The sequence below is a fragment of the Corynebacterium lizhenjunii genome (assembly GCF_011038655.2).
In the GTDB taxonomy this organism is placed as follows: Bacteria; Actinomycetota; Actinomycetes; order Mycobacteriales; family Mycobacteriaceae; genus Corynebacterium; species Corynebacterium lizhenjunii.
In genome coordinates this window covers 1,190,378-1,205,187 of the sequence record NZ_CP064954.1, presented here as the reverse complement: position 1 = coordinate 1,205,187, position 14,810 = coordinate 1,190,378, and the positions used below count along the sequence as shown (strand labels likewise).

Annotated in this window: 15 protein-coding genes; 1 reads left to right on the top strand and 14 read right to left on the bottom strand. The window is 62.1% G+C overall.

The genetic code is table 11. From position 1 onward, the window contains the following. Window positions 1-69: 69 nt before the first annotated feature. Window positions 70-615, bottom strand: coding sequence for an SMC-Scp complex subunit ScpB (gene scpB / locus G7Y31_RS05575; protein WP_165007974.1), 546 nt, complete (start codon window positions 613-615; stop codon window positions 70-72). Window positions 616-928: 313 nt separating this feature from the next. Here scpB and G7Y31_RS05570 point away from each other — a divergent pair, with 313 nt between their 5' ends. Further along, window positions 929-2,125: an HNH endonuclease signature motif containing protein gene (locus G7Y31_RS05570; RefSeq protein ID WP_196823627.1), complete on the top strand. Its 1,197-nt coding sequence runs from the start codon at window positions 929-931 to the stop codon at window positions 2,123-2,125. A 262-nt stretch (window positions 2,126-2,387) separates the two neighbouring features. On the opposite strand, the gene G7Y31_RS05565 is transcribed toward G7Y31_RS05570, so the two are convergent. The 13 genes from G7Y31_RS05565 to G7Y31_RS05505 form a co-directional block, all read right to left on the bottom strand. Then, entirely contained in the window at window positions 2,388-3,197 is an 810-nt protein-coding gene (locus tag G7Y31_RS05565; RefSeq protein WP_196823644.1) for a segregation and condensation protein A, read from the bottom strand. A gap of 56 nt (window positions 3,198-3,253) precedes the next feature. Further along, window positions 3,254-4,120, bottom strand: a complete 867-nt coding sequence (locus tag G7Y31_RS05560; RefSeq protein ID WP_165007043.1) for a ParA family protein — start codon at window positions 4,118-4,120, stop codon at window positions 3,254-3,256. A gap of 76 nt (window positions 4,121-4,196) precedes the next feature. Then, window positions 4,197-5,219, bottom strand: a complete 1,023-nt coding sequence (locus tag G7Y31_RS05555) for a hypothetical protein (RefSeq protein ID WP_165006920.1) — start codon at window positions 5,217-5,219, stop codon at window positions 4,197-4,199. Window positions 5,220-5,251: 32 nt separating this feature from the next. Continuing rightward, the gene (xerD, locus tag G7Y31_RS05550) at window positions 5,252-6,142 is read right to left on the bottom strand and encodes a site-specific tyrosine recombinase XerD (protein WP_165006923.1); all 891 of its coding nucleotides are present in this window, start codon (window positions 6,140-6,142) and stop codon (window positions 5,252-5,254) included. A gap of 4 nt (window positions 6,143-6,146) precedes the next feature. Further along, window positions 6,147-6,773 (bottom strand): NUDIX domain-containing protein, encoded by a 627-nt coding sequence (locus G7Y31_RS05545; RefSeq protein ID WP_280527300.1) that lies wholly within the window; start codon window positions 6,771-6,773, stop codon window positions 6,147-6,149. A gap of 18 nt (window positions 6,774-6,791) precedes the next feature. Then, window positions 6,792-7,778, bottom strand: a complete 987-nt coding sequence (locus G7Y31_RS05540; RefSeq protein WP_165006926.1) for a copper transporter — start codon at window positions 7,776-7,778, stop codon at window positions 6,792-6,794. Further along, window positions 7,778-8,962, bottom strand: a complete 1,185-nt coding sequence (gene steA, locus G7Y31_RS05535) for a putative cytokinetic ring protein SteA (protein ID WP_165006929.1) — start codon at window positions 8,960-8,962, stop codon at window positions 7,778-7,780. Before steA ends, G7Y31_RS05540 begins: the two co-directional genes overlap by 1 nt. A gap of 35 nt (window positions 8,963-8,997) precedes the next feature. Continuing rightward, the gene (gene recN, locus G7Y31_RS05530; RefSeq protein ID WP_165006932.1) at window positions 8,998-10,665 is read right to left on the bottom strand and encodes a DNA repair protein RecN; all 1,668 of its coding nucleotides are present in this window, start codon (window positions 10,663-10,665) and stop codon (window positions 8,998-9,000) included. A gap of 29 nt (window positions 10,666-10,694) precedes the next feature. Next, a complete protein-coding gene (locus tag G7Y31_RS05525) occupies window positions 10,695-11,597 on the bottom strand; it encodes an NAD kinase (protein WP_165006935.1) in 903 nt (300 codons plus the stop codon). Continuing rightward, a complete protein-coding gene (locus G7Y31_RS05520) occupies window positions 11,594-12,409 on the bottom strand; it encodes a TlyA family RNA methyltransferase (protein WP_165006938.1) in 816 nt (271 codons plus the stop codon). The genes G7Y31_RS05525 and G7Y31_RS05520 overlap by 4 nt, the downstream gene beginning before the upstream one ends. Next, window positions 12,409-12,573, bottom strand: a complete 165-nt coding sequence (locus tag G7Y31_RS05515) for a hypothetical protein (RefSeq protein ID WP_165006941.1) — start codon at window positions 12,571-12,573, stop codon at window positions 12,409-12,411. The genes G7Y31_RS05520 and G7Y31_RS05515 overlap by 1 nt, the downstream gene beginning before the upstream one ends. After that, window positions 12,574-13,557: an HAD-IIA family hydrolase gene (locus G7Y31_RS05510; RefSeq protein WP_165006944.1), complete on the bottom strand. Its 984-nt coding sequence runs from the start codon at window positions 13,555-13,557 to the stop codon at window positions 12,574-12,576. It abuts the gene before it with no gap. Next, complete coding sequence (locus G7Y31_RS05505) at window positions 13,554-14,654, bottom strand: tetratricopeptide repeat protein (protein ID WP_235923069.1); 1,101 nt, start codon at window positions 14,652-14,654, stop codon at window positions 13,554-13,556. Before G7Y31_RS05505 ends, G7Y31_RS05510 begins: the two co-directional genes overlap by 4 nt. Window positions 14,655-14,810: the final 156 nt, after the last annotated feature.

Genomic DNA, 14,810 nt, shown 5'->3' with positions numbered 1-14,810 from the left:
CTGTACGGAGTCCACTGTGGTCTGGCCCCACATCCTACCTGTCTGAAGCCTCCCGCGGTTAGTCAGCGGCTAATACTCCTCCTCAATCGCATCCACATCCGGAAGCAAAGGCGCCAAATCGGGCAGGTGCGCCAGTGAGTCTATGCCCAATAATTCCACAAAGAGCTCCGTGGTCTCATACAAGTGTGCGTGGGAGTCGCTGGGCACCTCGCGGACCAATCCCCGCAGCACCAGCGTGCGCATAACGCCGTCCACGTTAACTCCGCGCACCGCGGCTACCTGCGCGCGCGTGACCGGCTGCCGGTAGGCAATGACCGCTAACGTCTCCATCGCCGCGCGCGACAGGCGTGTCTGCGTGCCGTCGAGCAAGAATGCCTCCACAGCCTCGGCGTTGTCTTTGCGCGTATAAAGGCGCCAACCCTCCGCCGTTTCCCGCAGGTCAAACCCGGATCCACGCTGCGCAAACTCGCGGGCAATGCCGCGCAGCGTATCGCTAATCACCGTAGGCTCAGCCTCTAGCGCGCGACTCAACGCCTCGACCGTGACCGGATTGTCGACCACCAGCAATATCGACTCCACCCGCGAGCGCAGCGTGGATACAAACGGCAGCTCCATGGGGCATCACTTTACCCCTCGCCTTAACCCCAGCCTGCCGATGCCCCGCCCACCGCCGCCCCCCTGCCCTCCTTTGCTCTAACCTGGCGCCGACACCCCGCCTGCCATTGCTACCGCCTAGCGCCGACATCCAGACCGAAATCCCGCTTGAGCGCCGCGATCGGCCTACCCCCGTCTGGGTTGAGTCACCCCCGTGTGGGTGCCCCATTACCATCGGTAAATCCTCCCAAAGTTTACCCTCATTGCACACTCGAGCGGACAATTTTCCGATAACCCTTGCGAACATCCCGCGAGAGTGTTTATTCTCGGTGGCATGAACTTCGAGACACTACTTGCGGGCCAAGGCCCCGTCATCGACGCACTAGCTGGTTTCGCCGGCCACAGCGTCGAAGACCTCACGGCAAACGGGCTGTGCCCGTTTGTCGCACGCAAGTACGTCACGCTGTACAACACCTACTACGGACCCACCACCTACACTGGCCTGCAATACAAAGCCCTAACCGCTGCCCGCAGCCAAGGACATTCTGCTGAAGCCTTAGACTTCATCGAGTCCAAAACCAAGCGAGTTGCCGACAAACTCGCCAAATGGAAACTACGCGTCAAACTCTGCAAGACGCCTGCCGCACAAATCGAGGCCGTTGCCCGCGAGCAGCTAAAGAAACTAGCCAAGCCACGTGAAGATAAAGAAGGCGTAAGCCTCACCCATCACGCTAATGGGCTAGCCACGCTCAAAGCCACGGGCAAATCTGTCGACATTATGGATGTCCACGCTGTGGTTGACCCTCAAGACCAAGTAGAAAGCTTTCTTGCAGTCTTTAGGGGCGGGGGTGCTGGCAAACAACGCTACATCCCAATCATCCCCATCTACCTGGATCAGATTTGTGAGTTCGTCGACCGGATGCACAACCCCGGCCGGTATCCCACCGATGCCGATATTCGCGTCCGTGCCTCCAACGGCGCCATCCTCACCGGTAAAGACCTCCTGGAACGGTTGTGTCTGGACTATGGGTTTATCGCAGCGCTATCGCGTGAGCATGGCCCTCTGGATTTGTACCGTTATTCGCGTAGCGCTAACTCTAAGCAACGCCTATTGCTACTCGCCGAAGGAGCAGAATGCTCCTGGATAGGCTGTCACTTGCCGTTTGATAAGTGCCAAATCCACCACATCCACCCCTGGAACCAGGGTGGCCAGACCAACATGTCAAATCTGACCCCATTGTGTCCGCACCATAACGGTGCTAATGAGGACCACCCACCAGATGGCATCCCAATAACCCGGGGTCGGATGGTGCGCATGGGTACCGGGGTTGGGTGGCAAGCACCCGGTGGCGCACCACCAATACAAACCCGGCCCGCGCCCACACCGCCATCAGCCACACCCACCACCTCCCCACCCACCAACTCCCCACCGCCCGCCCACCACCAAGCAACACCACCACCGGAAGCCCAACACCAGGCACCACCGCCACCGGAAGCCCATCACCAGGCAACACCGCCACCGGAAAGCTAGCCGCCAGCAGACCAGCTAGAGGCCAGCAAGCGGACCAGCCGGAAGGTATGCGTCCTCTTGCCAGATGGCAGGCACCGGCGGGCGGCAGGAAGCTGGCGGCATCGGAAAGTACACAGCCCCAACCGCGACGACAGAAAGCGCGCGGAAGGGGCTATAGGTGCGCGGGTGTGTCCGTTTGCACACGCTGCACCCAAGCACATCGGTGTGGGACGAGCTAGGAGTATGCGCGGGCGGACTAGACGCGCGGGTCCGAGGAGGTGGACTAATCCCAATTGGCGGCAGCAACAACGGCGGGGTCTACGTCCTTACCTGTCCAGGCGACAGCCAGAGGCCCCAAGGACTCAGGCTGCTCAACATCAATAGCGCGGGCCTTGTACAACTCCAACAGAGCAAGAAAACGGCCGACGACTTCCATAGACACAGTGCAATCACGGGTCAGCGCCGTGAAGCTCAACTGCTGGCCCGCACCCAGGAGCTTGAGAGTGCTCAGAATTTTGCCCGCTTGTTCAGGCACAGAAACGGCGACCTGGTGCACGTGCCCGGTGGCCACCTCCTCTGCAGGTCGCGGGCGGAAGACGCTAGCGGCCAGCTGCGCGAACGTGGCCGGAGTATGCCCCAGCACTACCGGCGGGAGCAGGTGTGTGAAATCTTCCTCCATGCTGACGGCCCGCGGATAGCGCCGGCGCGCAGCCCGCTGCCACTGGGACATCATGTCGGCCACCTGCTGGTAAGCCTTATATTGCAGCAAGCGGGCGAAGAGAAGATCCCGGCTCTCTAGCAACGCCAGGTCCTCCAGATCATCTACCTCCCCGCGCGGCAGGAGCCGGGCCGCCTTTAAGTCCAAAAGCGTTGCTGCCACTACCAGAAACTCAGTCGTCTCATCCAATTGGGCAGTCTGGCCTAACGCGCGCGTGTAGGAGACAAATTCATCTGTCACCGCAGATAAAGCTACCTCAGTGACGTTCATCTTTTTTGACTGAATTAGCTGCAAGAGCAGGTCAAACGGGCCCTCAAAGTTGTCAAGGACAATCCGAAAGCCGGTGATTTCCGGCTGCACGGCCCCGCCGGGCAGTGTGACATCCCCGGGGGCAGCCGGTTGCGCGGGCGTAGCTGGGTTCAAGCGCGCCCCTAGCGGGAGGTCCGCTCAATGACCTCGCGCGCCAGGTCACGGTATTGCTTTGCCGCCTGTGAATGCGGCGCCCACGTGGTAATCGCCTCTCCGGCAACAGAGGTCTCAGGGAAGCGCACAGTACGCGTGATGACGGTGTCAAAAACCTTATCCTGGAAATAATCCACCACCCGGGACATGACCTCGCGGGCGTGCTTGGTCCGCCGGTCATACATGGTCACCAAAATCCCCAGCGTCTCTAGGTCAAAGTTGATCCGCTCCGAGACCTTCTCCACCGTATCAGTCAGCAGCGCCAGACCGCGCAAGGAGAAGAACTCGCACTCCATTGGGATAATTACCCCATCGGAACACGCCAGCGCATTAACAGTGAGCAACCCCAGCGAGGGCTGGCAGTCAATAATGATGAAGTCATAATCCCGGCGGATGGGCCGCAAGGCCCGGGCCAAGGTGTGCTCCCGCCCCACCTCATTGACCAGTTGAATCTCCGCGGCTGACAGGTCGATATTAGCCGGGACCAGGTCTAGGCCAGGTACAGACGTGGAACGGATGGCGGAATGAATGGACACTTGACTGTCCAGCATGACGTCATAGATGGTGTCTTCAATCTCATCGTGCGTCAGGCCCAGTCCCGCGCTCAGCGCGCCTTGCGGGTCCAGGTCAACCAAAAGGACTTTACGGCCGACTTCCGCCAGGCAGGCGCCCAGGTTGATGGTGGTGGTGGTCTTACCCACGCCACCTTTCTGGTTGCACATGCTAATAATCGTGGCCGGGCCGTGACTGTCTAGCGGGGCGGGCTCTGGCAGCTCGCGCAGGGGACGGCCAGTAAGTCCTACTCCCGCTGCATCGAAGAGGCCATCCTCGCTCATAGTCATCCCTACTTCCTTGACGCCGGTCCTGGTCTAAATGACACACTTGTAGTTTGCCACACGTGCCGCCCACATTCTACTGCCGCCGCCCGCGCAAGCACCACCAGACCCCCAGCCCGATGCCGCCCACCAGCACCAGTCCCGCCACCGCTACCAGTGCGAGCACGCCCAGCGACCATCGCCCACCATCGTGGATCCCCTGCTCTTCCTGCGCTAATTGCTCCGGGCTTGGGCTATCGGCGTAGCGGTACGCCGGGTCGCGCAGCACCACCTCTGCAACCACCCGCGAACCGTCGCGCTCCACCAGCTGAATGATGAAGGGATTATCCGGTGCCTGGCCTTCGGGATAGGTCAGTACCATCGTGCGCTGGGCTGCTTGAATGTCCCGGCGCACCCCTTCGATGATGTTGCCGTCGGCGTCGAGGTAACGCACCTTATGGCCCGCTTGGTCCACATCTTTGAAGCGGTTGTACAGCTCTAGCGCTTGGCTCACCCCCAATGTGGCAGTCAAGGTGTTGCCCTGGATCTGGGCCTGCAGGTAGATGCGCTCCGCTTGCGTTGCATCCACGGGCGCGGCGGGCGAGCGCGGCGGGGTATCCCCTGGCACTGTCGGGCGCGACTCAGCGTCTGCGCCGACCCCACCTTCCGAACCTGCACCCGGAACGTCAGCGCCGCCACCGTCCGGACCGGCCCCTCCTTCCGGAGTAACGCCCGGCGCTGCGGAGGCACCATCGTGCGGGGCTGGGGCATCGGCAAGCTCAGGCACTTCAGCACCTGCCTGCGCTACCAAGTGCAGGTTGATGGTTTGCCCGGCATAGCTCACTGGCACAACGGCCTCGCCGCCGGCAGCCGGCGCACTAACGGTGGCTGTGCCCCCGGAGGCCTGAACAGACCAGCCATCGGCATTAAAGGAGACCTCCACCGGCACCGGCAGCGACACGGTAGTGGTCTGGCCAGCCGGAACCGCGACGGGGGCAGAGACTGCGGCCAGCACATCAGCCATTGACACCCCAGCCGGAACGGCGTGTGCGCCCCACGCGCCCGAGGACAACACCGCCCCGGCCACCACTGTGGCCGCTATTGCGCGACGAACCTGCATACACCACATCCTTTCCAAAGCTTCCCGCCCACTTAAGCACGCGGGTGCGCCAGCTGCCAAGCCTGACGCAGTGACTCCGCATTGACGTGGGTATAAATCTGCGTAGTAGTCACCGAGGAATGGCCCAGCAGCTCCTGCACGCTGCGCACATCGGCACCGCCTTCTAGCAGGTGGGTAGCGAAAGAATGGCGCAGCGTGTGCGGGGAAATATCCTGCTCCAGGCCGGCGCGTTGGGCGGATTGTTTCAATATCGCCCATGCGGATTGCCGGGACAGCGCCCCGCCGCGAGTATTGAGGAAAAGCGCCGGGGTCTTGCCCTGGTTCATCACGGGCCGGCCGCGCACTAGGTAGGCTTGCACGGCCGCGCGGGCCTGCGAGCCCAGGGGCACCAGGCGTTCCTTGTCGCCCTTACCCCGCACGCGTAGAATGTCCGGGTCACCGCTGACGTCATCCACGTTCAGGCTGATAAGCTCCGAGATCCGGGCGCCGGTGCCGTAGAGCAGCTCCAGCAGCGCTAGGTCACGCACGTCTACCGGCGTGGCGGCCTCACCGGTGGGCACGGAGTCGAGCAAGCGGGTGACTTGCGCAATGCTCAAGGTGTCGGGCAGGTGTTTGGGCGCAGCTGGTGGGGAGACCTCGGCTGCGACGTCTGCTGCCAACAGGCCTTCCGCGACGGCAAATTTATGCAGGCCACGCGCGACGATCAACGCTCTGCTTGCCGATGCCGCTGCCAGCTCACCCCGCAAGTGTGCCAAGTAGGCCTCCACGTGCTGGCGGGTGACCTGATCCAAGGAGTCTATGCCGGCCTCGGCCAGCCAGTCCAGGTAGCGGCGCAGGTCGCGACGATAATTACTCAGGGTGTTTGCACTCAGTCCTCGCTCAACCGCCAAGTGATTAAGCCAGGTGCGCGCGAGTTCTTCCATTGCGCTAGAGGGCTTTCAGGTCCGGGCCGGGGCGCCGCGCGGCCATGGCGGTGGGGCGCAACTCAAAGGGAACGCTAGTGGGACGCGGCTGCGCCCCACGGGCTGCCGCCAGCAGGCCAGCGACCGCAATGCCATTGACAATCTCTCCGCGCAGCACCATGTCCACCGCCTGCTCGAGCGGGACCCATTGGTGGATCATATCCGCTTCTTCGTCATCCGGGTGTGCAGGACGTGCGACCTCACGCAGGTCCTGGGCAATAAAGATGCGCACTGCTTCTTCACAAAAGCCCGGGGAGGTCACTATGTCGACCAGCACACCCCATTCCGCGGCGGCCAAACCAGCTTCTTCCTGGAGCTCGCGGCGCGCGCATTCCAATTCAGTTTCGCCCTTGACATCGAGCAGCCCCGCAGGAAGTTCCCAGAGTCGCTGGCCTACGCTATGCCGATATTGGCGCACCAAGCGCACTTGACCTGCGGCGTTGAGCGCCACCACGGCAACGGCACCCAGGTGCTCGACAATCTCCCGCCGCGCTACAGACCCGCCGGGCATGGTCACGGTATCGGCACGCACGGCGATAATTGGGGCATCGAGCAGCATTTGGGAATCACGAAGGGCAAACGTATGGCTCACTTGAGGGGCCCGTCCTTTCTAGTAGGCGCCGTAGCCGGCGTAGGGCGCGTAGTAGGAGACCTCTGGCACCGTGGCAGGCTCCGGGCGGGGAGGCAATCCAGAGCTTGCCGATGCCGCCGCCCCATACGCCCCTGCTCCTCCGTCCAGTTGCTCGCGCACCGCCAGGGGCACCGCCATGCGGGCCCAGCCACGATCAATGGAGTCCACCGTGGAGACCTCCGGGTGCTCCTCGCGCAGCCTGCCGATGGTACCCTCTGCCCCCGCGGACTCTATCCGCGCGGCGAGAACCACATTCTTGCCAGTCGAGTGCAAGGTGGCGGCAAACTGCGCCATGGCTGGGGCGGAAAACTCCGTAAAGCCCACGCCAGAGGATTTACCGTCCACAATAACTACGGCCTGGGCAGGCAAAATGGAGCCGTCTTCATAAGTAATGAAGTCCTTCTCCCGCAAAGCTTGCAGAAGCTCTGCGCGCTGCTTGTCCGTCATCAACGGTTGGGTCGACTGGGCATCAAGGAAGAATGCCTGGGCCAAAGCAGTGCCCGCTGCCTGGCCGGCAGGCTTGTCTTTTCCGGGGAGGCGAAGCTTATCGGGCACAGACTTCTGCAGCACCGCTTGCACGTCGGATTGGCGATCCTGTTCAAACAGTGGCTTATTCAACTTGATGGTCCCAGCATCCACGCGCCCGGCTGCATCCAGGGACTTGACCACCGCCTTGACATCGAAGTCGGACGCCGTAGCCGTGGTCAAAACAAGTACGGGACGCTGAGTTAAGGTCTGGTCCACTATCTCCTCCGATAGCGATCCCACCACATCATCAGCAGTGCTCACCTGAGACTCCAGGGTGTGCATGTCCTGCACGGTGCGCCGGTGCTGCTCCCGAATCTCTGCAGTATCGTCCCCGGCAAGCACCGGGCCCACCCCAAGCGCTCCGAAGACCACGCCCGCGGCCACACCAAATCCGACTCCGGCCACCACGGGGGCCTTGGCCGCATACCGCTGGGGCATTAGCTGATCCATCCCCCTAGGCTATCGACGATATTCGCCCACGTTTGTGTCACATTATCCATAAAGGAGCCCGCGCCACCAAAACCAGCAATGAGCACGATGGCAGCTAAGGCCACCAGCACGCCCAGGACCGCCCACAACCACGCGGTGGGTCGCGCCGACGGTGCGGCGTACAGGGAGATGACCGACTGGGCATCGACAAGCTTGGTACCAGCCTTCATGCGCGCCAGCAAAGCGGCTGGGGTGGCCTGGGGGGCATCGGCAAAGATGGCATCAAGATCTACTGCCCCGCCAGCCTGCACAATGAGAGAAGCCTGGTGGAAGTCTGCAAGCAACAGGCCCAAATCCGTAGCCGATTCCAGCACGGAAGGAAAAGTCATCGCCCCCACGCCCAAATCCTGGATGCGCTCAAGTCCCGGCGCCATCCCCTCCGGAGTGGCCGGGACAATCACGCGGGAACCACAGCGCAAGGTCTCTGCCTGCACCGAATTGGGGTTGGCCACAATCAGGTCCGGGGTGTAGCCCAGATCCACCAGGGAGTCCGCAGCAGAGTCCACGCCCACCAACACCGGCTCATATTCCCGGATAAAATTGCGCAGATTCTTAATCAACTCGCGGTGGTTCGGCGCCGGGGAGACCACCACGACTTTGCGCCCGCGCATGTCCACACCACAGTCTGGGATGCCCATGCCGTCAATCAGCAGCGGGCCTTCGGAGTGGATGAGCTCAATGGCGTTGCCGAAATAAGCCTCCATGCGGCCAATGAGCAGACTCTGGGCCTCTGTGAAGGTCTGTTCCGCCTCCGCGCGCTGCACCACCCGGCCAGAGCCCAAGGATTTCTCCCCCACAAAAATGGCACCATCTTGCGTGATTCGGGCGCGCTTGCCGTCCTTGGCGTTTGCCAGGAACTCCGCGCCGGCACCCTCTACCAGCAGTGCCTCGGCATCCAACAACATGTGTGGGCCGTAATTGGGCACAGCGCCAGAAGAAAATCTCTCCGCGTTTATTACCGCACCCGGCTGGAGGTCCACCAGTACCTGGGCTTCCTGGCGGGAAATATCCGCCGCGCTGATTACGGCAAAATCCCCCGGCTGGAACCTCTTGAGCCCCTTGCCGGCGGGAGTGCAATCACGCAGGGTGCCCTGAATGCCGGGCAAGTCGGACGCGCGAGAAAACAAACTCATGGCGGCGATTATCCCACGTAGGCCCGCCTGGATGGCTAAGGCGCGCGGAAGGCAGCTGTCTCCTGCTGGGCGCGATCATAAAGCTCCTGAGCATGGGCACGTCCCGTGTCAGTATCATCTAGACCCGCCAGCATACGGGCGAGCTCTTCCACGCGCTGACTCTCCGTTAGGGTCTCCACGCCGGAGGTATACAGTTCCTTAGCCACGTGGAGGTGGGTGTCCGCATAAGCGGCCACCTGGGGCAGGTGGGTGACCACAATGACCTGGTTGTGTACCGCAAGCCGTGCCAGACGCCTGCCAATCTCCACCGCGGCGCGCCCACCCACACCGGCATCCACCTCGTCGAAAACCATGGTTGCCCCGCGCGTATTGGCAGCCAAGACAACTTCCAGGGCCAACATGACGCGGGAAAGCTCGCCGCCAGAGGCCGTGGTGGCAAGCCCGCGGCCGTTGAGCTGCAGCTCCACCTCGTTTGCGCCCGTCTTGGAGTACTTGGCCTCGCGCACTTCGACGCTAAAGGTAGACGAAGCCATAGCCAGGCCATCAAGTTCCTTATTCACCGCTGCACCCAACGCTTGAGCAGCGTGCTGGCGCGCTGCGGTCAGCTCCGTGGCCCGGGAGATCATCTCCGATTCTGCTTCCTTGAGCGCCTTTTTGAGCTCTTCTAGTGCTTCCGAAGAGGTGTCGATGCTTTCCAATCGCTGCAGTGCCTTATCGCGCCATTGCAGCACTCCGGCAATATCCGCAGCATATTTGCGGGTTAGGGTCTTAAGCTCTTGTTGGCGTTGCAAGTCGAGCTCTAGTTGGTGCGGGTCGCTGGGTAGATCGCTAAGATAGCTGCCCAGCTCGCCGGCAATGTCGCTGAGCTGCTGCGTAATGTGCGCCAAGTGCTCCGCCTGGGCTACCAGCACGCCGTCCCCGCTGCCCAATAGTTCTGACTGCGCTTGTCCCAACAGGCTCGCGGCACCTTCGGTTTCCATGTCCTCTGTGCCGTCGATGGCCACCAGCGCCACGTTGGCGGCCTCTCGCAGCGAGTCCACATCCTGCAACCTGCGCACCCGCTCGACTAATTCCCGGTCCTCATCCGGCACGGGGGCAATCCGGTCAATTTCTGCCACCGCAAATTGCAGCCGGTCGACTTCCTGAGCCAACTCCCGGCGCTGGGTGGTGCGCAACTGATAGTCTTTGGCTAATTCCCGCCACCGACGGAAAGCCTGCGTATAGCTTTCCAACAGTGGCGCCACCTGTGGGTCGGAGCGGTCGAGAGCCGCCAACTGCTGGTCCGGGGCCAGCAGCCGTAACTGGTCATTTTGCCCGTGCACAGTGAGCACGGAGGAGGCAAACTCTGCGAGGCGGGCAGCTGGAACGCTCCGGCCCCCCAGGTAAGCCTTGGAGCGCCCGGCCGCCGTGACAGTGCGAGCAACCAGGTACTCCCCGTTATCATCACGCGCACCGCCTACCGATTCCACCAGGGCATCGACGGCTTCATCAGTCACGGCAAAACTGCCTTCCACTGCAGCGCGCTGGGCCCCTTGGCGCACCCGGCTAGCGTCTGCGCGCCCGCCCGCAAGCAGCCTTAAACCGGTAACCACCATGGTTTTACCCGCGCCGGTCTCACCGGTTAAAACCGTCAGACCGGAAGACAGCGTGGCTGTGGCGCGCTCGATCACGCCCAGGTTCTCGATGGTGATGTCCGCTAGCATACGGGACAGTCTAACGTACCCCTGTTCGACTATCCACGCGGCCCACGCCAACCCTCCACCGGCAAACGCAATTTGCGCACCAGGCGATCTGTAAACGGCTGCTCATCCAGCCGCACCCAGCGCACCGGACGGGACCCCTTGCTCACTTCCACGCGTGCTCCCGCCGGCATATCGATCCGGCGGAAACCATCCATTGTCACCAGCGCAGGCGAGGTCGAGGACTCCGACTCCACCGCCACCTGCGACTGGGGCGATACCACCAAAGGCTTCGTAAACAACGCGTGCGCATTATTCGGCACCACCAGAATCGCATCCAGCTCCGGCCACAAGACTGGCCCGCCAGCAGAAAACGCATAGGCCGTTGAGCCAGTCGGTGTGGAGATCAAAACTCCGTCGCAGCCAAACGCCGATACCGGCCTGCCATCAACCTCCAGGACGGCATCCAACACCCCCGAATGGTTGATGTTTTCCACCGAGGCCTCATTAAGTGCCCACGAGTCGCCAACTTGTACACCCTCCCGGTCAAAGACCCGCACGGCAAGCGTCATCCTGTCTTCGACTCGGTAGCTTTTCTCAATCACCCTGGCTATGGCCTGTTCTAAAGACTCAGCATCCCATTCCGCCAAGAAACCCACATGGCCCAAATTAATCCCCAGGACAGGAATATCTACCGCGTGCGCCAAGTCAGCGGCACGGAGGAAGGTGCCATCCCCGCCTAGCACCAGGACCATCTCGCAGCCCTCGGCGGCATCGGCAGTGTGGCCCCACACCTCTAGCTCGCCGAAGTCCACGCCAGCATCACGGTTGGCCGAAACCCGCACCCGTATCCCCGCAGCCTGCAGAAGGTCCGCGGCGCGGCGCATAGACTCCACGTTGTCCGCACGCCCGGTGTGCGGAACCAGCAGGATAGTCCTGTCTTCCCTGTGGCTCATTGGGGGCCCTCCTCAATTGCTGTGCGAACCATCTCCGATAGGCTCTCTTCGCTGGGCTGTGACTTGGCACCATCATTGACCAGCCACAAGAAGTACTCGACATTCCCGCTAGGACCCGGCAAAGGTGATGCCACCACGCCCCGGCATGACAGCCCAAGGTCCTGTGCACAACGCGCAATGTCCAAGGTAACTTCCGCCCGCAGCTGCGGCGAACGCACCACCCCGCCAGCACCCAGGCGCTCCTTGCCCACCTCAAACTGGGGCTTGACCATGGGCAGCAGCTCAGCGCCCGGGGCCATGCACGCCGCGATTGCTGGCAACACCAACTTCAGGGAAATAAACGACAAATCCCCCACCATAACCTCACAGGGGCCAAAAGTCTGCTGGAGGTCAATATGGCGGATATTGGTGCGGTCCAAAACGCGCACGCGCTCATCGTTTTGCAGCCGCCACAACAGCTGGCCGTAGCCTACGTCGATGGCCAGTACCTCACGGGCGCCGCGGCGTAGGCACACATCCGTAAACCCTCCGGTAGAAGCGCCCGCGTCCATCACACGCTTGCCTTCTACACTGACCCCAAAAGCGTCCAGAGCGCCCAGAAGCTTGTGCGCGCCCCGCGAGGCCCAATCATCGCCTTCTTGAGCCTCCACCCGGATCGAAACATCTGGTTCCACCACAGAAGCCGGCTTGCGGGCCGGGAACCCGCCTACAAAGACGCGGCCCCCACGGATCATCTCCACCGCCTGCTCCCTAGACCTAGCTATCTTGCGCCGAACCAATTCGGCATCCAGGCGTCGCCTCTGCGGTACCATTACCTCTCCTGTAAAACTTCTCGCAAAATCGAGTGAGCGCGGTCCAGCTGCACAAACTCCGCCTCAGCCCCCTCCGGCGCGTCCGCCAACACCGCGTCCATCCGACGCGCTAGCTCCTGCGGGTCCATCACCGCGCGTGGATCATGTGGCCTAGGCGTGGTCATCTACCACCAGCCCTTAACTGCCTGCTCCGCCTGAGAAGACCGCGGCTGGATATACCGCGGCGGCTGCGGCAGTGCCCACACCACCTCCAAAACGGTACGCAAGGCCTGGATGGACGTCGCGTCCTCATCGCCGTTTTCCAACAGCACATCCATACCATCGACGCGGGCCGTAAACCCGCCCTGTGCACCCGGCCGGGCCTCCGAACGCTTCAGACTCAAATCAGCCAAACTGGTGCCGATAAAATCTGGACGCATTTGCTGGGGAGCTTCCACCAGCTCCATGGGGCCGCTGACGCCCGTCAGCACATGGAAAGTATCCATGGCGGCGGAATTCGCACCCAGAATGTCCGTATCCAAACGATCGCCCACTGCTAGCGGCTTAGAGGCTCCAATCATCTTAGCGGCCTGCAGGAACATTTCCGGCCCCGGCTTGCCAGCAGAGATAGGCTCTACGCCAGTTGATGTAGATACCGCAGCAACCAGGGCACCATTGCCAATGGCCAAACCACGTTCCGTAGGCAACGACGTATCCAAATTGGACGCGATAAACTGTGCCCCCTGACGGATGGCCAACGCAGCCTCCGTGAGCTGGGGCCAACCCACGTCCTTGCTCATGCCCTGCAGCACGGCTGCAGGCAGGGCATCGGCAGACTGGACTACCTCAAAGCCAGCCTCGCGGGCCAAGTCACGGAAGGAATCCGCCCCCACCACCAGCACCCGAGAACCCGCGGGCACATGCTGCTGCGCCAAAGCAATCGCCGCCTGCGCGGAGGTCAAAATAGCTTCTGGGCAAGCCGGAATGTCCACGGCCTGCAACAACGCAGCCACTTCGTGTGGGGAACGGGAAGCATTGTTGGTCACAAACACCGCCCGCGTGCTGCAACTATTGAGCAGATCGACAACTCCCGGCAGCGGCTGGCCGCCCTCCCAAACCGTTCCATCGAGGTCCAACAGGAGGGCATCATGAGTCGAAAGCAAGGTCATGACAGCTCTTCCAAACGCTCGCGTGCATCAGTCCAATCGCCCTCATCGATGGCTACCGTGTGCTCGAACCACTCCTTTGCCTCATCCTGGCGGCCCGCCAGCAACAAAGCGTTAGCGTAAGCGTAACTCAACCTGCAGGCGCTAATACCGCGGGCATCGCGCGAAGGATTCGCTCGCTGCAAAGTCACCACGGCAGACTCATGCTGCCCCAGATCATGGCGGGCCCCAGCAACCACGATGGCCAGCTCAATTGCTGATTCCGGGTCCAGCGCAGCCGCCTCCGGTTCCCGCGACAGCTCAATGGCCTTCTCCGGACGTCCCAGGCCGCGTTCGCAGTCTGCCATTACCGCCAACAGACCAGGACCACCCGTCATGCGCCGGGCTGCCCGCAGCTCCGCCAATGCTTCTTTCCATTCTCCCGCACGATACGCCGCGATACCATTGACTTCACGCGCCACGGACACCCGGCCTGCCCGATCTTTTGCGGCACGGGCGTGGCGCAGAGCTAGCTGTGGGTCATCATCCATCCACATCGCGGCCATAATCATGTGCTTGGCAACCGTGTCTGCATTGTCCTTAGCAAGCGACTTCAAATCTTGCAGCACCGATGGATCCAAATCCTGCGCATCAATCTCAGCCGGAATGTCCGGGTCATTGCTGCGGCGATTCAGGCGTTCCTCCCGGAACCCGGAGCGTTGCGGCGAATACGTCTTGCGCTCCTCTTGCCGCCCACCACGGCCAGCGTGCTGGCGGTCCCCACCCTTGCGCTCACCGCGACGGGGGCCAGACTTCCACTCCCCACGCTTATCATCGCGACGCCGACCACCTTGGCGCGGACCCCAGTCCTCACGGGAACCTCCGCGGGCATCGCGCTTAGCGCCGTTGCGGTCCTCACGGCGCTCATCGCGACGCTTGTCGTTTCGCTGATCGCGGCTGTGGTCGCGCTGATCATCACGACGGTCATCGTGCCGCCTATCCTCGCGTCCGCGTCCTCCGGAGTAGGAACCGCGCTGCCCGTCCTTCTTCCGGCCACGGTGACCATCGGCGTCGCGATGAGTGCGACGCTCAGAGCTATCGGAGGACTTAGAGTCAGACATAGAGCCTTCCACTTTCCAGTTGGGACTTCAAGGGCAAATACCCCACGATCTTACAGACTGTTCCACTAAAACCCTAGCCGAAAGGCCACAGAACTCGGGCTTGAGCAACCAGCAGCTCTGGCATAGCATTGGGAGCTTGACGGTGAGGCGACCCCT

Coding starts and splice junctions, on each gene's coding strand:
- scpB (WP_165007974.1), bottom strand. CDS start 615: ATGGAGCTGCCGTTTGTATCCACGCTGCGCTCGCGGGTGGAGTCGATA.
- G7Y31_RS05570 (WP_196823627.1), top strand. CDS start 929: ATGAACTTCGAGACACTACTTGCGGGCCAAGGCCCCGTCATCGACGCA.
- G7Y31_RS05560 (WP_165007043.1), bottom strand. CDS start 4,120: ATGAGCGAGGATGGCCTCTTCGATGCAGCGGGAGTAGGACTTACTGGC.
- G7Y31_RS05555 (WP_165006920.1), bottom strand. CDS start 5,219: ATGCAGGTTCGTCGCGCAATAGCGGCCACAGTGGTGGCCGGGGCGGTG.
- xerD (WP_165006923.1), bottom strand. CDS start 6,142: ATGGAAGAACTCGCGCGCACCTGGCTTAATCACTTGGCGGTTGAGCGA.
- G7Y31_RS05540 (WP_165006926.1), bottom strand. CDS start 7,778: ATGCCCCAGCGGTATGCGGCCAAGGCCCCCGTGGTGGCCGGAGTCGGA.
- steA (WP_165006929.1), bottom strand. CDS start 8,962: ATGAGTTTGTTTTCTCGCGCGTCCGACTTGCCCGGCATTCAGGGCACC.
- recN (WP_165006932.1), bottom strand. CDS start 10,665: ATGCTAGCGGACATCACCATCGAGAACCTGGGCGTGATCGAGCGCGCC.
- G7Y31_RS05525 (WP_165006935.1), bottom strand. CDS start 11,597: ATGAGCCACAGGGAAGACAGGACTATCCTGCTGGTTCCGCACACCGGG.
- G7Y31_RS05520 (WP_165006938.1), bottom strand. CDS start 12,409: ATGGTACCGCAGAGGCGACGCCTGGATGCCGAATTGGTTCGGCGCAAG.
- G7Y31_RS05515 (WP_165006941.1), bottom strand. CDS start 12,573: ATGACCACGCCTAGGCCACATGATCCACGCGCGGTGATGGACCCGCAG.
- G7Y31_RS05510 (WP_165006944.1), bottom strand. CDS start 13,557: ATGACCTTGCTTTCGACTCATGATGCCCTCCTGTTGGACCTCGATGGA.
- G7Y31_RS05505 (WP_235923069.1), bottom strand. CDS start 14,654: ATGTCTGACTCTAAGTCCTCCGATAGCTCTGAGCGTCGCACTCATCGC.